At 49.1% G+C, this 22,204-nt stretch carries 19 protein-coding genes; 8 read left to right on the forward strand and 11 right to left on the reverse strand.

Features of this window, described 5'->3' with window-relative positions:
- Positions 1–22: 22 nt before the first annotated feature.
- Both ACKWCC_RS03115 and ACKWCC_RS03120 read left to right on the forward strand, forming a co-directional pair.
- Positions 23–349: a YbaB/EbfC family nucleoid-associated protein gene (locus ACKWCC_RS03115; RefSeq protein ID WP_413994441.1), complete on the forward strand. Its 327-nt coding sequence runs from the start codon at positions 23–25 to the stop codon at positions 347–349.
- A gap of 27 nt (positions 350–376) precedes the next feature.
- Positions 377–832, forward strand: a complete 456-nt coding sequence (locus ACKWCC_RS03120) for a thioredoxin family protein (RefSeq protein WP_413994442.1) — start codon at positions 377–379, stop codon at positions 830–832.
- Positions 833–1,505: 673 nt separating this feature from the next.
- Here the strand turns inward: ACKWCC_RS03120 and ACKWCC_RS03125 are convergent.
- Complete coding sequence (locus ACKWCC_RS03125; RefSeq protein ID WP_413994443.1) at positions 1,506–2,606, reverse strand: OmpA family protein; 1,101 nt, start codon at positions 2,604–2,606, stop codon at positions 1,506–1,508.
- Positions 2,607–2,755: 149 nt separating this feature from the next.
- Here ACKWCC_RS03125 and ACKWCC_RS03130 point away from each other — a divergent pair, with 149 nt between their 5' ends.
- On the forward strand, positions 2,756–3,082 hold the full coding sequence (locus ACKWCC_RS03130; protein WP_413994444.1) for a YegP family protein: 327 nt from the start codon (positions 2,756–2,758) through the stop codon (positions 3,080–3,082).
- On the opposite strand, the gene ACKWCC_RS03135 is transcribed toward ACKWCC_RS03130, so the two are convergent.
- Both ACKWCC_RS03135 and ACKWCC_RS03140 read right to left on the reverse strand, forming a co-directional pair.
- A complete protein-coding gene (locus ACKWCC_RS03135; protein WP_413994445.1) occupies positions 3,053–4,096 on the reverse strand; it encodes a threonine aldolase family protein in 1,044 nt (347 codons plus the stop codon). The two genes, ACKWCC_RS03130 and ACKWCC_RS03135, sit on opposite strands and share 30 nt — an antisense overlap.
- Positions 4,097–4,180: 84 nt before the next feature.
- A complete protein-coding gene (locus ACKWCC_RS03140; protein WP_413994446.1) occupies positions 4,181–6,580 on the reverse strand; it encodes a zinc-dependent metalloprotease in 2,400 nt (799 codons plus the stop codon).
- Positions 6,581–6,662: 82 nt separating this feature from the next.
- Here ACKWCC_RS03140 and prfB point away from each other — a divergent pair.
- From prfB to ACKWCC_RS03155, 3 genes are all read left to right on the forward strand, one after another.
- Positions 6,663–7,767 (forward strand): peptide chain release factor 2 gene (prfB, locus tag ACKWCC_RS03145; protein ID WP_413994447.1). Its coding sequence is split into 2 segments (ribosomal slippage): positions 6,663–6,728 and positions 6,730–7,767, totalling 1,104 coding nucleotides; the frame shifts between segments, so codons are not numbered across the junction.
- A gap of 144 nt (positions 7,768–7,911) precedes the next feature.
- On the forward strand, positions 7,912–8,253 hold the full coding sequence (arsC, locus tag ACKWCC_RS03150; RefSeq protein ID WP_413994448.1) for an arsenate reductase (glutaredoxin): 342 nt from the start codon (positions 7,912–7,914) through the stop codon (positions 8,251–8,253).
- A 125-nt stretch (positions 8,254–8,378) separates the two neighbouring features.
- A complete protein-coding gene (locus tag ACKWCC_RS03155) occupies positions 8,379–8,831 on the forward strand; it encodes a hypothetical protein (protein WP_413994449.1) in 453 nt (150 codons plus the stop codon).
- A 247-nt stretch (positions 8,832–9,078) separates the two neighbouring features.
- Here the strand turns inward: ACKWCC_RS03155 and ACKWCC_RS03160 are convergent, their stop codons facing one another.
- Entirely contained in the window at positions 9,079–9,258 is a 180-nt protein-coding gene (locus ACKWCC_RS03160) for a hypothetical protein (protein WP_413994450.1), read from the reverse strand.
- A 166-nt stretch (positions 9,259–9,424) separates the two neighbouring features.
- Here ACKWCC_RS03160 and fumC point away from each other — a divergent pair, with 166 nt between their 5' ends.
- Positions 9,425–10,822 (forward strand): class II fumarate hydratase, encoded by a 1,398-nt coding sequence (gene fumC, locus ACKWCC_RS03165; protein ID WP_413994451.1) that lies wholly within the window; start codon positions 9,425–9,427, stop codon positions 10,820–10,822.
- A 182-nt stretch (positions 10,823–11,004) separates the two neighbouring features.
- Here the strand turns inward: fumC and ACKWCC_RS03170 are convergent, their stop codons facing one another.
- The 4 genes from ACKWCC_RS03170 to ACKWCC_RS03185 all read right to left on the reverse strand — a co-directional run bounded on the left by ACKWCC_RS03170 (position 11,005) and on the right by ACKWCC_RS03185 (position 15,136).
- A complete protein-coding gene (locus ACKWCC_RS03170; protein WP_413994452.1) occupies positions 11,005–11,892 on the reverse strand; it encodes a hypothetical protein in 888 nt (295 codons plus the stop codon).
- Positions 11,893–12,034: 142 nt separating this feature from the next.
- Positions 12,035–13,726, reverse strand: a complete 1,692-nt coding sequence (ettA, locus tag ACKWCC_RS03175) for an energy-dependent translational throttle protein EttA (RefSeq protein ID WP_413994453.1) — start codon at positions 13,724–13,726, stop codon at positions 12,035–12,037.
- A 185-nt stretch (positions 13,727–13,911) separates the two neighbouring features.
- Positions 13,912–14,094 (reverse strand): CAL67264 family membrane protein, encoded by a 183-nt coding sequence (locus ACKWCC_RS03180; protein WP_027076178.1) that lies wholly within the window; start codon positions 14,092–14,094, stop codon positions 13,912–13,914.
- A gap of 70 nt (positions 14,095–14,164) precedes the next feature.
- Positions 14,165–15,136, reverse strand: coding sequence for a Gfo/Idh/MocA family protein (locus ACKWCC_RS03185; protein ID WP_413994454.1), 972 nt, complete (start codon positions 15,134–15,136; stop codon positions 14,165–14,167).
- 81 nt (positions 15,137–15,217) lie between these two features.
- On the opposite strand from ACKWCC_RS03185, the gene ACKWCC_RS03190 reads away from it, so the two are divergent.
- Positions 15,218–16,846 (forward strand): acyl-CoA carboxylase subunit beta, encoded by a 1,629-nt coding sequence (locus ACKWCC_RS03190; protein WP_413994455.1) that lies wholly within the window; start codon positions 15,218–15,220, stop codon positions 16,844–16,846.
- Positions 16,847–16,986: 140 nt separating this feature from the next.
- On the opposite strand, the gene ACKWCC_RS03195 is transcribed toward ACKWCC_RS03190, so the two are convergent.
- From ACKWCC_RS03195 to ACKWCC_RS03205, 3 genes are all read right to left on the reverse strand, one after another.
- On the reverse strand, positions 16,987–19,368 hold the full coding sequence (locus ACKWCC_RS03195) for a GumC family protein (protein ID WP_413994456.1): 2,382 nt from the start codon (positions 19,366–19,368) through the stop codon (positions 16,987–16,989).
- Positions 19,369–19,446: 78 nt separating this feature from the next.
- Positions 19,447–20,208, reverse strand: a complete 762-nt coding sequence (locus ACKWCC_RS03200; RefSeq protein WP_413994457.1) for a polysaccharide biosynthesis/export family protein — start codon at positions 20,206–20,208, stop codon at positions 19,447–19,449.
- Between the two features lie 54 nt (positions 20,209–20,262).
- Positions 20,263–22,203 carry a polysaccharide biosynthesis protein gene (locus tag ACKWCC_RS03205; RefSeq protein ID WP_413994458.1) on the reverse strand — a complete coding sequence of 647 codons (1,941 nt, stop codon included), beginning with the start codon at positions 22,201–22,203 and terminating at the stop codon, positions 20,263–20,265.
- Position 22,204 lies beyond the last annotated feature (1 nt).

The raw sequence follows: 22,204 nt of genomic DNA on the forward strand, positions 1-22,204 counted from the left end.
GGTGTAACCAAAAACTGGCAAGATGTTTGGAGATATGATGGGAATGATGGGCAAATTAAGGGAGACCCAAAAGAAAGTGGAAGCGACAAAAAAACGGATGGATACCGTTGTTCTTTCCGAAAGCGCCCCCAATGGGGACATTACGGTAACTATCACCGCCAACCGTGAATTGAAAAAAATTGACATTGCGCCCCAACTTTTGCAAGATGCGGAACAATTGGAAGACTACCTTATCCTTACCCTGAACAAGGCCATTGAAAAGGCCACCAAAGTACAGGAGGCCGAACTGGCGGCGGTTGCCAAGGAAGGGATGCCCAATATTCCCGGAATGGATGCGTTATTGAAATAACGGAACGCTCCGATAACATCATAACATATGAAAACCATACTTTTTGCCTGCCTGTTGATTCCCTTGGCCCTTTTGGCCCAGGCACCCGAGGCAACGAAAAACAGCAATGACTGGAATTACGACCTGGAAAAGGCCCTTCTAAAAGCAAAGAAAAAGGACAAGAAGGTGCTCCTTTATTTCACTGGGAGCGACTGGTGCATGCCCTGCAAACAATTGAAGAAAGATTTTTTTGATACCCCCACATTTCAGGAAATTTCCGAACCCTATGTTCTGGTCTATGTAGATTTTCCCAGAAACCAAGACCTTCTTTCCACCAAGCAGCGCCAACATAACCAGGAAGTCATTGCCAAGCACAACAAAAAAGGGGTGTTCCCGCTGCTAAAGGTATTGGACGACCGTGGCAAGACCTTGGACGAATACTCCGGCTATGCCATGAACGGGGATGTGCGCTACCACGTGGACCTTCTGGAGAAGAACAAGTAGTTACCGGCCCGAACTTTTTTGTGACCCCACCTCAACATAGTATCCCTGGGAGCCAAAACTAGGGGTAAAGACAGCCTTACCTTTTTGTAGCGTTCTCCCAGAGCGCCGTGCATATCCCTGGCGTCTTCTCCAAACTTCATTTCCTCCCTTGGAGCCATTGGCACCTGGGGGTTTGGCCACGTCCCAGAATGACACCCTCCAAACAAGCGGGAAGACCACCCGTTTCTTGCGTGTCTCCTTAACCCATGACGGAGAGGGTTTGGCTCTACCCTTTAACGATATCCGGACGGTACGGGCCGGTGGGCCCGGACGGCCGTTAAGGCGAGGCCAAAAGCCATAGACCCAGTTCCTGCGGAAAAATTCCATAATTGGCCACAAATTCCTGTAAAATTGATGGCTGGCTTTGCCCAAATGCAAACACTTCATCTTGTTGGGGTTTCACCCCCATTAACAGCGTTCCAAACATCAACTGGGACCGGGAATGGTCTTGGAACCACCCCCACCCAACATCTGCAAACAAGCTCCAAAGGACTGCCGGGCCCATCATTGCCAATGGCCATTGCCCCTGTGCCATGGCCTACCACGTGCAATGGAAACCAAGGTAGCGGTAAAAATCGGCAAAAAAAATCCCCCATTGCTGGGGGATCTCCTGATCAATTGAGCTCGGGAAAGCTTAGTTGTTGATCAATCTAAATTCTGTCCTTCTGTTCACGGCGTGCTCCCTTTCGGTACAGCTAACACCTTCCTTACACCTGTTCTTAACCCTGTTCTCCCCGTAGCCGTTGGCCACCAAAAGACTGGAATTGACACCTTTGGAAATTAGGTAATCTGCCACGGCCTTGGCCCTTCTTTCCGAAAGATCCTGGTTGGATGCGGCATTGCCCCTTACATCCGTATGGGAGGCAATTTCCAATTTGGCCCCAGGATTCTGCTGCAATACGGGCATGAGCCTGGTATCGATGATTCTTCTGGCCTCGTTGGTAAGGGTGGCACTGCCCAAGTTCCAGTTTATGGGCAAAGCCTGGTACTCCACCAAGGCACACTCCACTTCCTTCCATGTGGTAAGGCCGCCCTTGGTCTGCAATACTTCCTTGGTCACTGTCCTGGTCACAGCGGGCACGATCTCCTCTACCGTGTAGGCATCTTTGTCCAATACGGTTTTGGTGATGGTGGCATATTCGGCAGGAATAATTTCCTCAACCACCCTGGCGGGCTCCAAGAGCACCTGTTTTACGTAGGTGGCGTTTTTGGAGGGAATGGGCGTGGAGGTCGTGGCCGCATCACTGCCCAAAACCTCAAGATCAACGGTAGTGAACTCCGCCGGATATCCCTTGTAACACCAATACCTACAATCGTCCGGATTTCCAGACTCACAGTCGGGCGCAGCGGCACCCAGTTCCCATTGGGCATAGGCGGGCTTGATCTCAATGGTTTCGGAACTTGGCCTAAACGTGGCGGGCACCACATTGAGCACATTGCCCCCTTCCTTGGAGACGTAGGTTACCGTCTCGGTGCCCCACTTCTCTGGAATGACGGTCAATTTCTTGCCCTCTGGCTTGATCATGACCCTTTCGGTGACTTCCTTAAAAGTGGCGGGGATGGTTTTAAGGACCTTGTACGCGGGCTTAATGGTAACGGTTACCGTTTCGTTAACGTAAACATCTGGAGTGGTGCAGCGCACATAACATTTTCCGGGTTCCGGATTGGCTGGCAGGTCTTGGGCCATGGTGGTCATGGCGGTCATAAACGCAAGTGCAAATAGTACTTTTTTCATTTTGGTCAGTTTAATTTAATTAATGGTTAAAAAATTCTCGCTACAATATAGGAAACCAAAAAATAGCAGTGGTCACATTTCAGGAACAAAAAGTTAATTTTTTCTTTAGCAATAAGGTCAAGCCTTTGGGAATGATTATCTTACGGGGTATGATTTCGATAACAAAAGACGGTGACAACAGCTTTATGTTCGAGGTAAAGGCAGCCTCTGGCCAAACCCTGGTGCGCAGCGTGCCATTTGCCAACAAGAAAGCGGCATTAAAAACGGTGGAGCGGCTAAGCACCCAATTGGATGTGGAGCACAGCATCAGGAGACAGACCACCACAGCGGGAAAGTTTGTCTTTAAGGTCCAGGACAAAAAAGGGGGGCAGCTTGCGTCCAGCGGGCTCTACAGCTCGGAGGCGGGCATGGAGAACGGCATCAAAAATTTTAGGCACAGCCTTTCCTCATCGGATTCCGGCCCGCTGACCAAGTGAGGCCAACCGCTCCAATAGGGCGTGGTGCATAGCGGCGGTATAGTCCAAATGGGTCACCATACGCCACTTGCCCTGGCCCATTCCAATGATGTGGATGTTGTTTTTTTTCAAGAGCGCCAAAAAATCGTCTCCATGAACCACCTCGGTATCCAGTTCAAAGATCACAATGTTGGTGGCTATGGGCTCCACCTTTTTTACCATGGGAAGGGTTTTTAGCAGCTGACCTATTTCGGCCGCCCGGTAATGGTCCTCCGCCAGTCTTTCCACGTGGTGCTCCAAGGCATACAGACCTGCTGCGGCCAGATAGCCGGCTTGGCGCATGCCCCCTCCCAATACCTTGCGTACCCTAATGGCTTTTGTGATCAACTCCGAAGCGCCCACCAAAAGGGAGCCCACGGGGCAACCCAGTCCCTTGCTCAGGCACACGCTAATGGTATCGAAAAGGGCACCGTACTGTTTTGGGGTCTGCCCGGTGGCCACCATCGCGTTCCACAAGCGGGCGCCGTCCAAGTGGTAGGCCAGGCCGTTAGCGTCACAGACCTCCCGTATGCGTTCCAGCTCATTGAACTCCCAACAGGCCCCGCCGCCCTTATTGGTGGTGTTCTCAATACAGACCAAGGTGGTGCGCGGACTGTGGTAGAAATCGGGAGGGTTTATGGCTGCGGTCACTTGCTCGGCGGTCATGGTCCCCCTATGGCCATCCACCAATTTACAGGAAACCCCGCTGTTAAAACTTACGCCACCACCTTCGTAGTTATAGACGTGGGCATACTTGTCGCAGATCAACTGTTCCCCTGGTTGGGTGTGCAGTTTTATGGCCGTTTGGTTGGCCATGGTACCGCTGGGAAAGAACAGGGCAGCCTCCTTGCCGAACATTTTGGCCACTTTTTCCTCCAACTCGTTCACGGTGGGATCCTCCTTGAACACATCGTCCCCCACTTTGGCCGCCATCATGGCGGCCAACATCCCCTTGGTGGGCCGGGTAACCGTGTCACTGATCAAATTTATTTCCATGGTCGTATATGGTGAACGCATCCGGAATTCCATCCCCCTTGGATACAAGAACTTGGTAACGTCCGTATTGCCTTTAATTGGGTTTTAGTGAAAACAATCCATTCCTATGGGGGAGCCATCCGGAATTTTGGGCGATGGCACCACCTTGAAGGTTGAGGGTTCTTCGGTAAACCGATCGATACGGCGCACCATCTCTGCGGCAATGGCGTTGTTTTTCTGTGAGGCGAGTTTCCTTTTCAGGTCTTGCAAGCTGATGTTGGCCATTGCATTTACCTGCGGATGCACCTCGGTATGCAGCGCGAGGTTCATGAGGTGGTAGAGCACCCTAAAGTTGATGCTCTGCTGCACCCGGGACAGATAGTCATTATTGTGGTCGGTAAATATGGTGGCCTTCAACAAATTGTCCAAGACCTCTTTGAGCCCCAGGTTGTTGTTCTGCATACTTTCCTGTTGAATGAGCCTAGAGGCCCTCTCGGGGTGCAACAACAGGGCCAAGGTCATATCGGCGGCCGTTTCCGCGGCGGCCAAGGCATCAAAAGAGACACCGGACCTCCCTTTAATGGATTCCCTGCTGCGGGCGTAGCCTATGGCCCGTGGCGGAAAAAGGGACAATTTTTCTTGGGGCACCGCCACCGTTTCGGCGTCCAAGGTGAGCAACAATGCTTCAAGGGCCTGGCGCTGGGTGGCGCGATCCACGTCCTTTACCACCAGTTGCCCATCTCCCTTTACGGCATAGTTGTACTCCAAGCCCCCAATGAGCTTTACCGCGGCCTCGGTCTGGTAGCGGTGAAAAAAATAAAGGGGCACAAACACATCTTCCAAGACGGAATAGGGCTCGTTGGCACGTATGTTGTCCTTTGAAAAATTGTTAATGGCGGTTTCCCTTACCCGCAGGACGTCCCTAAGCTCCCTACTGGCATTCTCGCCGTTGTCCCACAAGTGCCCGTAGGCGTGGGCACCCCCCATAGGCCGGGCATCTTGATCGGAAATATAGCGAAGTCCTTGGTCCTGAGCCTTCTCCAATATGGCGTTCAGTGCCTTGCGCTGGTCCGTGCCCTCGGTAAAATCAGAATAACTGTAGGCCACGGTCACCTTGTCCCAAGGGGCGATCCCGGTGGCATAGGCGTTGGAGAAATCTATACGGCCGCTTTTTACCGAGAACTGAGGGTGCGGATAATCCATTACCGAGGCCCTGCCATTGGCACTGGCGGCAAAATTATGGGCAAAGCCCAGGGTATGCCCTATCTCGTGGGCCGAAAGCTGCCTGATCCGGGCCAGGGCCATTTCCAACATCTGGTCATCATTGTTGTCCCGCTTGGCAAAAGGCTTGTTCATCAGTGCCTGCGCAATGAGAAAATCTTGGCGAATGCGCAGGCTGCCCAAGCTTACGTGGCCCTTGATGATCTCCCCGGTCCTGGGATCGGTAATGCTACTGCCGTAGCTCCAGCCCCGGGTGGAGCGGTGTACCCACTGGATCACGTTGTAACGGACGTCCAAGGGGTCTGCATCGTCCGGCAGTATCTTTAACTGGAAGGCATCCTTGTATCCAATGGCCTCAAAGGCCTCGTTCCACCAGCGCCCCCCTTCCAATAGGGCAGAACGCACCGGCTCGGGGGTTCCATTGTCCAAATAATACACAATGGGCTCCACGGCCTCGCTCATCTCAGCTTCCGGGTTCTTCTTTTCCAAGCGGTGCCGCGTAACGTAACGCTTTAGGATAGATGACTGTACCGGCGTTGCATAATCATAGTAGGAGAACGGATAAGAGCCGCTCCTGGGATCAAAAACACGTTTTTCATAACCCTTCTCCGGAAGGGCTATAAAGGAGTGGTGCTGTGCCACGGTAACCAACTGGGGGTTGGGTGCCACGGATCGGATCCATTGCCCCTTGGGCTCTCCGGCGAAGGTCATGGTAACATCGAACTCCACGTTCCGGGGAAAGGCCTTGGTACGCTCCCGGGCCAGGGCACTCTTCTCCTTGTCCAAGGCATAGGTGCCCTGGCCCCTGCTCTTCAACCGGTTGGCCACCCCATGGGCATCGCGCATCAAAAAAGGGGTCAGGTCTATAAGGTAAGTTCCATTATGCGCTTCCTTGATGGTAAAGCCGCCCAAGATGGATTTGGCAAAGGCCTGCTCCACCGAAGTGCGCTCCAGGTCGTTTTCCGTTAAGGCCCTGTATTTTAGATTGGGCTGCACCAACAACAGCTTGTTGCCCGCTTTCTTAAAATAGACCAACTGTTCATTGCCCAACTGCCCACGGTCCAGACCTATGTCATTGCTCCCAATACCACTGCTCAGCGAATAGACGTAAAGAAACTCCTTCTCCAGTTCCTTCACCTCTAAATACACCTTGTCCTCGGCATTGTCCACATAGAAATCAAAGAAGCCCGCATAGCGGTCCAAACTCTTTTTACCTTCCAAAAATTGAGCGTTTCCCCATTGTAGGAACATCAAGAGGAAAACAACAAGGGCACTTTGTTTCATAATTCTGTTTTTGACCCCTAAAAATATGTAAAAACAAAGACTTTGGTATTTATAAATCCTATTTTTGAAAAAATTTGAGTTTATGAACATCGGAACGGACCATTACAACGGTCTATTAAAGCGCCTTGGTTCGCTAAGGCGGTATCTTTGACATAGATGCCAAGCTTATAGAGATTGAGAACGAACAGGAAAAAACCCTGGCCCCTGACTTCTGGGACAACCCCCAAGAGGCCCAGGCCCACATGAGGTTCATACAGAGCAAGAAACAGTGGGTGGACGACTATGAAAAGGCCAAGGCACTTGTGACCGACCTGGAGATTCTTTTGGCCTTCAGGGACGAGGGCGACGTCTCGGACGAGGAAGTGGCGGTCCAGTACCAAAAAGCACTGGACGCCATAGAAAAGATGGAGTTCAAGAACATGCTATCCGAAGAGGGAGACGAGCTTACCGCGGTGCTGCAGATCACCGCAGGCGCTGGAGGCACGGAGAGCTGCGACTGGGCGGCCATGCTGATGCGGATGTACATGATGTGGGCCGAAAAAAATGGGTTCAAGGTAAAGGAGCTCAATTACCAAGAGGGCGATGTGGCCGGAATAAAAACCGTGACCCTGGAAATTGCCGGGGACTATGCGTTTGGCTGGCTCAAAGGCGAAAATGGCGTTCACCGCCTGGTACGGATTTCGCCCTTTGACAGCAATGCCAAGAGACATACCTCCTTTGTGTCCGTTTACGTATATCCCTTGGTGGATGACAGTATTGCCATTGAAGTGAACCCGGCGGACATTACCATAACCACCGCCCGTAGCAGTGGTGCCGGCGGGCAAAATGTGAACAAGGTGGAAACAAAGGTGCAGTTGGTGCACCACCCAACGGGCATACAGATCAGCTGTTCGGACTCCCGAAGCCAACACGATAACAGGGCCACGGCCATGAAAATGCTTAAATCACAGTTGTACGAACTGGAGCTGCGCAAAAAGATGGAGGCCAGGGAAGAGATAGAATCGTCCAAAATGAAGATCGAATGGGGCTCCCAGATCAGAAACTATGTGATGCATCCCTACAAATTGGTAAAGGATGTGCGCACGGCCGAGGAAACAGGGAATGTGGACGCCGTTATGGACGGGGACATTGATCGTTTCCTAAAGGCATTTTTAATGATGATGGGACAAAAAGAGGAAAGTGAGTGACCCTTTGCTTGGGATACGATGGGGACAAAACCGCCAACAGCCTGGCCCAAATCCAAGAACCACCGGCAAAGCTGTGGGTTTTTGGCACTGAAATGGGGCCGTACGCCCCTTGGCCCATTAACAAGAACGTAAAATAACCATGTCATGATCACCATTTACCATAATCCAAGATGCAGAAAATCCAGGGAAGGATTGGCCCTCTTGGAAAATTCTGGCAAGGAATTTGAAGTGATAAGATATCTGGAAGACACCCCCTCCAAGGAAACCATAGAAAGAATCTTAAAGCTATTGAACGTAAAGCCCATAGCGCTGATCCGTAAGAACGAAGCCATTTGGAAAGCGCATTACAAGGGCAAAGCCCTGAACGATGAAGAAATTGTGCAAGCAATGGTGGACCACCCCAAACTGATGGAGCGCCCTGTGGTCATACACCAAGACAAAGCGGTGATCGGAAGACCAAAGGAACGCATTGAGGACATTTTGTGAACAAGCGAACCCCTTGGGCGCACTTTTTAAAGACAAAAACTATTTTTGAAAAATACACAAAACAACGTTTTAGAACAACTATCATGAAAACACCAACTTATCTTGATCACTGTAAAGTTTGCTTTTTGTTCCTTTTCCTTCTCCTTGGAGCGGACTGCTATGCCCAGTTCAATCGGGGCATGGGCATGGGCCGCGGTATGGGCAGGAGAACGGCCATACCACAGGCCCAGCACGCACCGCCAAAGGAAGAGCCAAAAACGGCCGATCAAATTGTAAACGACCAGATGCCCTCCATAACACAGGCCTTGGAGCTGAACGATTTTGAAACGGCCATAATGGGTTCCATTCTCAAAAGATACGTACAAGAGCGCATAGAGGCCCAGATCCTGAAGCTGACCCCGGAGAAGATGCGGGAAGTGTACAAGGACATATCAGAACGCCAAGATGAAGAAATAAAAAGCAGCCTTCCCCCGGAAAAATATGATGCCTTTTTAAAGCTTCAGGAAGAAGGGCTGTCCAAGACCATTAAAAAGAAGAAAAAGGAAAAGAAGAAAAAACGTAAGAACGAAAAATCTTAACCTAAGCAAAGCCAACCCGGTTGTTTTGGCACTTGGTATGGCAACGCACTAATTCCCGGCTTCCGCTTGCCAAGCGCGTACCACAGCGAGGACCATAGGTTATATGGATGTTCATGCAATCCCGTGAACGGGGACGTAGATGAACAAGTCCATTTCCCGTATCCCCGTAAAAGAATGGCCTGGGCACAACCAAAAAAGAGACCCAAAAAGGTCTCTTCACAACATATCTTTATAAGGGTGCAAACAGCTACTCCCGTGCTGCCGCAGCCGCCTTTTTCTTGTCGCTTCGCTCTTTTAGCAATTCACGGATGTTTCCGATCAACCAATAGGGCACCACGAAGGTGAGCAAAAATATCATCAACCAGAAGCCAATGGTAAGAATGGTCATAAACGCCAAGAATCCCAAATATTGATCGAACTCGAACATAATTTCAACAATTAGTACAACAAAGATACCATAATCCCACCATCTTCCGCAAATCATGTTCCAAAAAAATTATGAAGAAGTTTGTGGCAAATAGGACCAAGTGAAGTTTTAAGGCTCGTTGGGAAGCCTTAAATTTACCCATTGAACCATAAAAAACTTGATAGGAATGGAATACAGAGTGGAAAAAGACACCATGGGCGAGGTAAAGGTGCCCAAAGACCGCTATTGGGGAGCACAGACCGAGCGTTCAAGAAACAACTTTAAAATAGGCCCGGCCGGCAGCATGCCCTTGGACATTGTTTACGGTTTTGCCTACCTAAAAAAGGCTGCCGCCCATGCCAATTGTGAACTCGGGGTGCTTTCCGAGGAAAAACGGGACCTGATCTCACAAGTTTGCGATGAAATCTTGGCGGGCAAGCACAATGATGAATTTCCCTTGGTCATCTGGCAAACGGGATCGGGCACCCAGAGCAACATGAACGTGAATGAGGTGGTGGCCAACCGCGCCCATGAACTGGCAGGAAAAACCATTGGGGAAGGGGAAAAAACCATACAGCCCAACGACGATGTGAACAAATCACAGTCCAGCAACGATACCTTCCCGACCGGGATGCACATTGCCGCTTACAAAAAGATCGTGGAGGTGACCCTGCCGGGCGTCACCAGATTAAAGGACACTTTAAAGGCAAAATCCGAAGAATTCAAACACGTGGTAAAAATAGGCCGCACGCACTTAATGGATGCCACGCCCCTCACCTTGGGGCAAGAACTCTCTGGCTATGTTTCCCAATTGGAACATGGCATCAAGGCCCTGAACAACACCCTGCCCCACTTGGCGCAATTGGCCCTGGGCGGCACGGCCGTGGGCACGGGCCTGAACACGCCCGCCGGCTATGACGTTTTGGTGGCCAAGTACATTGCCCAGTTTACGGGTTTGCCCTTCATAACCGCGGAAAACAAATTTGAGGCGCTTGCGGCCCACGATGCCATTGTGGAAACCCACGGGGCCTTGAAACAATTGGCCGTGTCCCTTAACAAAATTGCCAATGACATTAGGATGATGGCCTCCGGTCCCCGATCCGGAATAGGGGAAATTACCATCCCGGCCAACGAACCGGGCAGCTCCATTATGCCGGGCAAAGTGAACCCTACCCAGGCCGAGGCGCTTACCATGGTCTGTGCCCAAGTGATGGGCAACGATGTGGCCATTGGGGTGGGCGGTACCCAAGGCCATTATGAGCTCAATGTGTTCAAGCCCATGATGGCCGCGAACATCCTGCAATCTGCAGAACTTTTGGGCCATGCCTGTACCAGCTTTGAGGCCCATTGCGCCAGCGGCATAGCACCCAACAAAAAGGTGATAACGCAGTTGTTGAACAATTCCCTTATGCTGGTCACTGCCCTGAACACCAAGATCGGGTATTACAAGGCCGCTGAGATCGCCAATACGGCCCATAAAAATGGAACCACCCTAAGAGAGGAGGCCGTGAACTTGGGCTATGTCACCGCAGAGGAGTACGATCAGTGGGTCCGTCCGGAAGATATGGTGGGAAGCCTAAAGTGAGGTATCTGTAAAGATTAAAGATTGTCATGCCCCATATGGGCAACGTAGGCACAAAAAACCGCGAAACCTGAGAAGGCCCAAGGAGGCAAGCATCAGGATTTTATGGCAGTGGCAATGAAAAAGGGCTGTCCGTTTAAACGGACAGCCCTTTTTAAGTTAGTCAATGGTAAATGTTCATTCCATTACTTCAAGGTGAACTGTGAAGTTCCCAAAAGTTTTAAACCATCATCGTACACATTTACCATGTACTGTCCCTTTTGAAATTCATCCGAAGGCCTGTCTATGTAATCACAGATATCCAACGACTTGTTTTCATAATAGAAATCAGTGGTCTTGCTGTAGGTGATGGAGGCGCCATTGTCATTGGTCTTGCTAAAGCTCTGACCCAGGACATTGCCCTGTGGGTCCAGGGTTTCAATGTAGAAGGTACGGTCCCCGGCCTGTGCAATGACATTGTCCGCCACGGTAAAACAGATCTTGAACTTGTCCGTGGCCCTCGCCCGGCTGGTGGAAACCAGTTTTCCATTGTTTCTCTCCCTAACCGCATCCACGTTGATCTTGGAAAGGTTCAGGGCAGATCCCTTCTCCACCACTTGGGCCAACTGGGTGTTCTGCACCACTATGGAATCGTTGAAAACGGTCTGCTTCTCCAACTCCACATAGGTGCTGTCCCGTTGCATCGCGATCATGATGTTGGATCGTTGCAGGGAATCCACTTGCCTCAACAGCTGCTCCCGCTCTGCCTTTAGCACGCCCACTTGCCTTCTGTATCTTGACAAGGCCGAAATATCGGCTTTCATGGATTGCACCGAATCAATGTACTTGGCAATGTTGTCCCGGGCCGTGACCAGCTCCTCATTGGTGGCGTTGCTCTCCAGTATGGCCTTGTCATATTCAGACTTTAGGCTGTTCAAGTCTTCCACCACCAGGTCCTTTTCCTTGATCAAGGCTGTTTCCGTCTTTTTCTTGTCTTGGTAAAGGGTTACCGTGTACACAATGGTGGCCAATAAAATAACGCCCAACAGGGCTGCCAAAACCTTTAGGCCATTGTTGTTCTTTGTTTCTGTCATAACTTAAGTTTTGATTTGATTCTGAATGAAAATTAGGCTTTCGCTCTTATATACGTTCGGTTGGGGTTTTTAGATTTTTTGCTGATAAATAATCATAACAACAGCACTCTAGGTCCCACAGCAGCTTGGGGAGGGCTTGATCTTAACGGATAAGTTTTTTGTATTTGATGCGCTTGGGCATAATGTCCCCACCCAATCGCTTTTTTTTGTTTTCTTCATATTCCGAAAAGGACCCTTCAAAGAAATACACTTGGGAATCTCCTTCAAAGGCCAGGATGTGGGTGCAGATCCGATCCAGAAACCATCGGTCATGCGATATCACCACGGCACAGCCGGCAAAATTCTCCAAGCCTTCTTCCAAGGCTCTCAGGGTGTTCACATCCAAATCATTGGTGGGCTCATCCAAAAGAAGGACGTTTCCTTCTTCTTTTAAGGTCATGGCCAGGTGCAGCCTATTGCGTTCCCCACCGGATAGCATGCCCACCTTTTTGTTTTGTTCGCTTCCAGAAAAATTGAAACGGCTCAGATAAGCCCTTGAATTTACCTGTCTTCCGCCCATCATCACCAGTTCCTGCCCATCACTGAAATTCTCCCAAATGGTCTTCTCCACATCTATGTTGGCGTGGCTTTGGTCCACATAGGCTATTTTGGCCGTTTCACCCACGGTAAAGGATCCTTTGTCCGGTGTCTCTTCGCCCATGACCATCCTAAAGATAGTGGTCTTCCCGGCCCCATTGGGACCAATGATGCCCACAATGCCCGCCTGTGGAAGGTTAAAGTTCAGATCTTCATAAAGCAGCTTGTCCCCGTAGGCCTTGCTCACACCCTTGGCTTCCAAGACGTTGGTGCCCAAGCGCGGGCCGTTGGGAATGTAGATCTCCAATTTTTCATCGAGTTGCCTCTGGTCCTGGCTCATGAGCTTATCATAATTCTTGAGCCTTGCCTTCTGTTTGGTCTGGCGGCCCTTGGCGCCCTGGCGTACCCACTCCAACTCCCGCTCCAGTGTTTTTTGCCTTTTGGAGGCCGTTTTGGATTCCTGTGCTAAACGCTTGGACTTCTGATCCAGCCAAGAGGAATAGTTCCCCTTCCAGGGAATGCCCTCCCCACGGTCCAGTTCCAAGATCCATCCGGCCACGTTGTCCAGAAAGTAGCGGTCATGGGTCACCGCAATGACGGTGCCCTTGTACTGCGCCAAATGGTGCTCCAACCAATGCACGGACTCTGCATCCAAGTGGTTGGTGGGCTCGTCCAGCAACAAGATCTCGGGCTCCTGCAAAAGCAAGCGGCAAAGGGCCACGCGTCGCCGTTCACCGCCCGAGAGCACAGCGATCTTCTTATCTGGCTCGGGGGTGCGCAGGGCATCCATGGCAATCTCCAATTTGGTGTCCAGCTCCCAGGCATTGCTGGCATCGATCTTGTCCTGAAGCACCGCCTGCTTGTCCATGAGCTTCTGCATCTTGTCTGCATCTTCGTACACCTCGGGAAGACCGAACATATCGTTGATCTTATTGTACTCGTCCAAGACGGCAACGGTTTCCGCAACGCCTTCCTTTACCACTTCCAGCACGGTCTTGTCGCCATCCAATTGAGGCTCCTGTTCCAGGTAGCCCACTTTGTAGCCTGGTGAAAAAACCACATCTCCCTGAAAATTCTTGTCCACCCCCGCAATGATTTTCAACAAGGTGGACTTCCCGGAACCATTGAGGCCCAGAATACCAATTTTGGCTCCGTAAAAGAAACTGAGGTAAATGTTCTTTAAAACTGGGGTGTTGGCGCTTTTAAACGTCTTGGTGACCCCTGACATTGAAAAAATGACCTTTTTATCGTCGGACATGGAAAATTGGTGTTTAGAAGTTTGCTGCTAAATTAGTGGCCTTTTCAATCAAAGCCCAAAAAAGTGTGGTTAAGATTTTGATCTGGTTTCAATGCACGGACGGGAGGCAATGGAGACAGCTAAAAGACCGGGGCAAGCTCTAAAACCACTTTGCACCAAAGCGGTTTCGCTCCCTTATCCTTACATCATACCCGCCCCTTTAAGGCATTGAAAACCCATGCAATGGCAAAGAAACCAATGCCCACGGAGGCAAAGCCCCAACCGGCCACATCGTCATATCTAAAGGCGCCCAGGGCGATCAAGGCACAGCCCACGCATATCATGATAAAGGTGGCCCATGCCAGCACGGTATTCTTGTTCATGCCCATATCAGTTGAATTTGGTGTAATTTCAAATATCGTAAATTTTTAACACCCGGCCCCTTTTTTTTGAGAATTATCATGCCTCTGGAAATTCAATTCCGGCCATCTTCCTTACCTTATCCAGCAACGTACAGAGTTCAAGACTGTTGTCATGCGTCCACAAATTGCTCTGTACTTTCCCGTTTTGCAAACATCGCTGCACTTCCAAGATTTCGTGCACATAGCCCCTGCCCCGTTTGGTTGCCCCGATCTCCTGTTTCTCCCCGTTGAGATACAACTCCAGTGCCGTGGCCTCATGCCATCTGGGTTTTATGCACAAGGTTCCCTTACTGCCCCCAATGATGGCCTCCATTTTGGAATGGGAACTGAGACCGCTGTACAGGGATGCAAAAGCTTCCGGGTACACAAAAGTCATTGCCGTCTGAATCTCCGCACCCGTTCCGTGAAACTTGGAAGTGGCCAGGATCTCCTTGGGCATTCCCAAAAAAAGGTAGCTCAAAAATATGGGGTAAATACCGATGTCCAACAGGGAACCCCCACCCAAATCAGGATTTAAGAGGCGCCCCCGTTCATCGCGGTCCAGGGCGAAGAAAGCGAAATCTGCATACAAATGTCCAATGGTTCCAATGGTTCCCTGTTCCACCAGTTCCATGGCCCGGCGTATGGCCGGGTTAAAGCGGGACCATAGGGCCTCCATCAAAAAAACGTTGTTCTCCTTGGCCACCGCCAGCATTTCCTTCACCTCTTCAACGTTCATCCCCAAGGGCTTTTCGCACAGGACATGCTTGCCCCCACGTATGGCCCCGATGCTCATTGTTTTGTGAAAGGTGTGTGGTGTGGCCACGTACACCACATCCACCTCTTTGCTTTCAAAAAGGGCATCATAACCCGGGTAGCAATGGGGCACTTTGAATTCCTTCCCAAAAAGATCTGCCCTTTCTTGGCTCCTTGATCCTACCGCCATTAACTTGTTCCCATCACAAAGGGCAAGGTCGTTGGCGAAGCTGTGTGCAATTTTGCCCGTTCCGGCTATTCCCCATCTGATCATGTCTCCATTCTTTACGTTCCAATAAACCCAAATGTAATCAATTTTCATCCTTATCTTTAACACCCGTAAACCCAGAGTAAAATGGACCTAAAATTCAATCAGAACGAAGATGCCAACAGAATGATGCTATCCGACCTTAAAAGGCGCTTGGCCAAGGTAAGCCTGGGCGGTGGCAAGGGCAAGATTGAAAAACAGCACGCACAGGGCAAGATGACGGCCCGTGAGCGTATAGACCATCTCTTGGACAAGGACAAAGAGGCCGTTGAAGTGGGAGCCCTTGTGGGAGACGGAATGTACGGGGAACACGGCGGATGCCCCTCGGGCGGCGTGGTGGTGAAAATGGGGTACGTATCCGGGAAACAATGCATTGTGGTGGCCAACGATGCCACCGTAAAGGCCGGGGCGTGGTTTCCCATTACCGCCAAAAAAAATCTGCGCGCCCAAGAACTGGCCATTGAAAACAGATTGCCCATCATTTACCTGGTGGACAGTGCTGGCGTTTATTTGCCCATGCAAGATGAGATTTTTCCGGACAAGGAGCATTTTGGCCGTATCTTCAGAAACAATGCCATCATGAGCAGTATGGGCATTACCCAGATAGCAGCGGTAATGGGCAGTTGTGTGGCGGGCGGGGCCTACCTGCCCATTATGAGCGATGAAGCCTTGATCGTGGAAAAGACCGGGAGCATCTTTTTGGCGGGCAGTTACCTGGTAAAGGCGGCCATTGGAGAACAGGTGGACAATGAAACCTTGGGAGGTGCCACCACCCATTGCGAGATCAGCGGGGTAACCGACTATAAAGCCAAGGATGACGCCCATGCCCTGAATACCATAAAGAACCTTATGGACAAAATGGGAGATGCTACAAAAGCCGGTTTTAGCCGCTCAGAACCGCGGGCGCCCAGGAAAAAGGAGGAGGATATCTACGGCATATTGCCAAAGTCCCGTTCTGAACAGTATGATATGATGGCCATAGTAGAGCGCTTGGTGGACAACTCGGATTTTGAAGAGTACAAGGCCGGTTACGGAAAGACCATCATTACCGGGTATGCCCGGATAGACGGTTGGGCCGTGGGCATCGTGGCCAACCACCGGAAAGTGGTGAAGACCAAAAAAGGGGAAATGCAGTTTGGCGGCGTCATTTATTCAGATTCGGCGGACAAGGCCACGCGCTTCATTGCCAATTGCAACCAGAAGAAAATTCCATTGGTCTTTCTGCAGGATGTCACCGGATTTATGGTGGGCAGTAAAAGTGAGCACGGAGGCATCATAAAAGATGGCGCAAAAATGGTGAATGCGGTCAGCAATTCCGTTGTGCCCAAGTTTACGGTGATCATTGGCAACAGTTACGGCGCGGGAAACTATGCCATGTGCGGGAAAGCCTATGACCCGCGTCTCATTGTGGCCTGGCCCAGCGCAGAACTCGCCGTTATGAGCGGCAACTCGGCCGCCAAGGTACTCTTGCAAATTGAAACCGCCTCGCTCAAGAAAAAGGGAGAGACCATAACGGAGACCAAGGAAAAAGAACTGTACAACAAGATAAAAAAACGCTATGACGATCAAGTATCACCGTACTATGCGGCGGCGCGTCTTTGGACCGATGCCATCATAGACCCCTTGGAAACAAGAAAATGGCTGTCCTTGGGCATCTCCGCAGCCAACCATGCGCCCTTGGAAAAACCTTTTAACATGGGGGTGCTGCAGGTTTGACGATGGCTTGGAACATTAAACATCCCAGGCGGGATGAACCAAGGCGGTCAAGGTGATATATGGGACGCATCAGGGTCGATGGCCCCTCCAGACAGTTGTTCCGTTGCCACTAAACGTAACCTCCCATTGGTTAAATGAGGTTAGGAGAACTTCCACCATTTTTTGGTGGTCTTACTGTACCCATAACCGTACTTGCCTCCGTAGCCAAGATTGTCCAAACTTACATCGTTCACCACAAAGGATATGTTTTTCACCTTGCCCTCATCAAGTAGCTGCAAGGGAAACTCAATGGCATTCTTCTCGGTTACGCCGGCTCTGGTAACGTACACAATATGATCGGCATGCTGGCTGATCAGCAAGGTATCGCTCACCACCATCATTGGTGCCGTATCCACGATGACGTAATCGTACATTTGGGACATACTTGAAATAAGTTCCCCTACCCTTTCACTCATTAAAAGCTCTGCTGGGTTGGGCGGGATCTTGCCAGAATAGATGACATCTATGGTGTTGTGGTGCACCAACATGGGGTTTATAATGTCCTCTGCCTGAATTTTTTCATCAAAGATGTATTCGGTGAGGCCGGCGTCCTTGTTCCGCTCCGGTCTTTTCATCTTATCTATATCACCGCCTGTAAAAAAGGTATAAAATTTTGGATTTCGTATGTCTGCACCAATGAGGAGTACTTTTTTGTTGGTACTGGCCAAGATCATTGCCAGGTTTGTGGAGATGAATGTTTTTCCTTCCCCGGGCACACTGGAGGTAATAAAAACCACGTTGTTCTTATTTCCGGTATCACCAACTTTCTTGGTCTTTATAAGATAATCCAAATTGGTGCGCAATATTCGCAAGGCCTCTGCCAATACGGAGCGATCGTCCTTAATGATCAACTTTTTATCCTTTTTACCAAGACTGGGAAGTTCCCCTAGAACGGGCACATCTTTTGAAATGCTTTCCAGGGAATGTTTGTTGTGTATTTTAGTGTCCATTAAATCATTGACATAAACCACGCCAAAGGGCACCAACAGACCCAGGATAAGAAAAGCCAAATAAACGCTTGTTCTCTTAGGCTTAACCGGGTTCTGGGAAGTCATATAGGCATTGTCAATAATCTTGGACTTTGGCGAACTGGAGGCCATTGTTATTTGGGACTCTTCCCTTTTTTGCAATAGGTACAAGAACAAAGACTCTGTTGTCTGTTGTTGCCGTTCAATGTCCCTTAGCCCCCTTGTGGTGCTGGGTGCAGAATAAATCTTTGAGTTTATTCGGGACAACTGACTGGACAGGTTGTTAACCTCCATTCCCAAGTTTCTCTCTATACCGGACAAACTTGAGGATATGGTTTGTTTAAGGCCAGACAGCTCTTGGTCCAAGTTTACAATGACCGGGTTCTGGGAGTCCGCGCTTTTCAATAAACGTTTTCTTTCAAGAGCCAATTCATTATACCTTGCGGTGGCGTTTGCAATGCTCGGATCCGCAAGTCCAACATTTGATGGGAGCACTTCAAAACCTCCCTCTTCTTTAAGGTATTCTTTCATACCTCCAGCGATGTTCAGTTGTGTTCTTGCATTTTCGAGTTGTTGTCTGCTCGAGGCACTGAGGTTAAGGGCTATGTTGGATTCATTCACTATGTCGGTGACACCTCTTTCGGTTTTGAAATCTTGGGCACTCTGATCCACACTGCTCAATTCTCGGGAAATTTCCTTAATGCGGTCATCGATAAAATCAGAAGTCCGATCCGCAATTATGCGCTTGTCCTCAATGGCATTTTCATTATAGACCCTGATCAAACCATTGAGCACGTCCAAGCCCCTGGCAGGAATTGGATCATTCAACAATAAATTTATGATGTTGGACTTGTCGTTTACGGATTGAATGAGTACCGCTGCTTGATAACCTTTGGCAACTGCGAACACCGGGAGGATATCAATTTGCAGCAATTTGCCCCGGTAAGCTTCCAAATACTCAAGATTTGGGGTCAAGACAATATTTCCAATGGGAGATTCAATGTTGGTTCCAAAAGAATATTTCATGACCGGATCATCCTCTTCATATCGCAATCCAAAGGAATTGGCATCCAAGATCTCCACAAAGAAAGAGAGCCTTGACTCATTTATTATGGAATCACTGACAATGAAATTTAAATTAAACGGGCGCTGCCTGTAAATCTCGGTACTCTTTACTTTTCCAATAACCCTAAACTTAATATTTAGCTTAAGTTCCTCCACCACCTCCAAAAAATTGGAGCGTGAGTTCAGTATTTCTATTTCATCCTCGACTTTATTGGACCCTCCCACGCCCAAGATATCCAAATCGCTAAAGGCTGCCAGCTCAGAGGAGGCGTTCTTGTCATCCAAAATATGGATTTTGGCCTGAATTTCATACTCTGGAGTGGCATAGCGCAGATAAACAAACGCCATCACCATTCCTAAAAAGCCGCACAACACAAACCATTTCCAATGTTTGGTATATGTCTTTAAAACGGCACTTAAATCGTTGCCTGCCTGAGAAAAGCTACTCATTTTCTATGATTGTTAAGCAATTTGTGGTACTAAAGATCAAACAGTGAGTCACAATTTCAATCCCTTTTGGGGCTCATTTTAGCGATTGGGTCTAGTCACCAAAAGAACGGTGGATGTAATGAGAACGGAAGCAATTGAGACGGCTATGGATGCCCGGTTGTCCAGAGCAGATGTCTTAATGGCAGATTGATTTGGCTCTACATACACCACATCATTTTGGGTTAAATAGTAAACCGGTGAGCTCAAGGATTCTTTTGTGGTCAAGTCTATTCTGTAGTAAACCTTGGTACCATTAAAGTCCCTTATGACGAGTACGTTGTTTCGCATACCCTTTATATCAAGGTCATTGGCCAGGCCAAGCGCTTCCAAGATCGTGATCTGCTCCCCGTTCACAGGGTAGGTCCCCGGTTTTTTTACCTGACCCAATACGGTCACGGTGAAATTTTTTAACCTAATGTTTATAATGGGGTTCTTAAGGTATGGTGAGAGCTTCTCCTTCAACAAGGCTTTGGTCTCTTCTGGGCTAAGTCCCAAAATCTTGATGTTTCCCAATACTGGAAAGTTTATTTCACCTTCCTTATTCACAATATAGTCTATTTGTTCCGGCCTGATCTCCCCCTCTTGTCCGCCCCTGTAAAGGTTAAAAGGTAAACTTGCCTCGGGATTTAGAGTGGAGACGTGAATACTCACCACATCATCCACCTTAAACTTGTTAACACTGCTATTATCGCTTACTATGGTCTCATAGTCTTTGGCATCCTGAAAATAAACCACTTCTTGTTTGGACACGCATGAGGCCAACACAGCGCCAAGGACGATCAATCTAAAGACATTTTTCATAAAAAAGGGATAATAAAATGATTACAATTTTAAAAGTGCAAGATTACTAAAAATTCAAGACTGCACAATCTTGAGGTTGGTCTTATTTTCTTTTTGCCCTCCGTTGTCTTGTTTCTTGTCCAAGGCACATAGGTCCGAGTTGTTTGAAACGTACTCGGGCACAATCTGTTTCATGATCTTTACGGTATTTCCGTTAAAGAACATATTGGTAATGCAGAGTTCGTCTATTTTAGAGCGTATTTTAGGGTAATCCAACTCCCGAACCTTACTGATCTTTATCTTTTTGTGGTAGGTCTCCATGGTATTCTCTCCGTTGGCCAGCAGTTCCTCATACAATTTTTCGCCCGGGCGCAGACCGGTGATTTTGATATCAATGTCCTCAGGATAGCGCAATCCGGAAAGTTTGATCATGTTCTTGGCCAAATCGAATATTTTAACAGATTCGCCCATATCAAAAATAAAGATCTCCCCGCCCTTGCCCATTGCCCCGGCCTCCAACACCAATTGGGAAGCTTCCGGAATGGTCATGAAATAGCGGGTAATGTCCTTGTGCGTCAAGGTCAAGGGACCACCGTTCTCGATCTGCTTTCTAAATAGCGGGATGACAGAACCGTTGGATCCCAGCACATTCCCAAACCGAGTGGTTATGAATTTTGTCTTGTTTTCTTGTTGCATGCAGCCAATGTACATTTCGGCTATGCGTTTGCTGGCCCCCATGACATTGGTGGGGTTCACGGCCTTGTCCGTGGATACGAAAACAAATTTTGAAACCCCGTGCACCACAGATAGGTCGGCTATGGTCTTGGTTCCGGCAATATTGATCTTTATGGCCTCATACGCATTGTATTCCATCAAAGGAACGTGCTTGTAGGCCGCGGCATGAAAGACCATGTCGGGTTCATACTCGGCAAAAATCTGATTCATTCTGTTTTTGTCCCGAATATCGCCCACCAAGGGGATAAAGTTGTGGAAACCATTCTGTTTGAGCTCTTGCTGCAAATCATATAGGGCCGATTCTGCCTGGTCGATCACAATGAGCGACTTGTAGGAATAATTACAGATCTGCCTAACTATTTCGCTTCCAATAGATCCCGCGCCCCCGGTGACCAAGATGCTCTTGTTCAGGAGCTCCACTTCTATCTTACTGTTCTTTATCTGTATGGGCGCACGATCGAGCAAGTCCTCTATTTGGACATTCTTGATCTGGGAGACCTTGAGCTCCCCGTTGATCCAATCTTCAATGGGCGGAACGATCTTAACCGCTATGGGCAAATCCACCAACCCCTCAACCTTGGCTCTTAAAGCCTTACTTTCAATATTTTGAATGGAAAAAATAACCTCGGAAATATTGTTTTTGTCAATAAAGCCCTTTTGCAGTACACTATCAGAAAACACGGGCACCCCATTGATGTTCTTGCCCACTTTCTTATTGTCATTGTCAATATAGCCTACCACCTTGGCATCGCTCTTGGCATGGTTGCTCAAGGCACCATAGGTTAGTATCCCTGAATCCCCGGCCCCGTAAATGAGCACATTCTTGGTAATGGAGATGCCCCCGGTGATTTGATCGTAAAGTGCCTTGAAAACATAGCGAGCGGCCGTAAGCAGCATAAAGCTTATCAGGCTATTGATGATGATGATGGAAATGGGAATGGAAAAATCGCCCAAATAACCCAGTTGGCGGTTTCCGATCACCAGAAAAATGACCAAGATACTGGACAGACAAACAGCGTTGAAAATGTTGTAAACATCCCGTACACCAGTATGCCTCACAACACCCTTGTAGGAGCCCACGATAAGAAAGGCGATCAAAGCTGCACCGGTAACAACAGGCAGCTGCACCACGAGTTGGTGCACCTCAAAGTTAAGAGTAAGGTTAAAACGGATCAAATAGGAAAGCACAAGGGAAAAAGCAACCAGTAGGATGTCAATGACCAACACCAACCACTTGGAAGCATAACGCTGCGCTCCGTAGGTTATGTATTTTTGAATCATA

This window comes from Maribacter aquimarinus, from assembly GCF_047345505.1.
Classification (GTDB): Bacteria; Bacteroidota; Bacteroidia; order Flavobacteriales; family Flavobacteriaceae; genus Maribacter.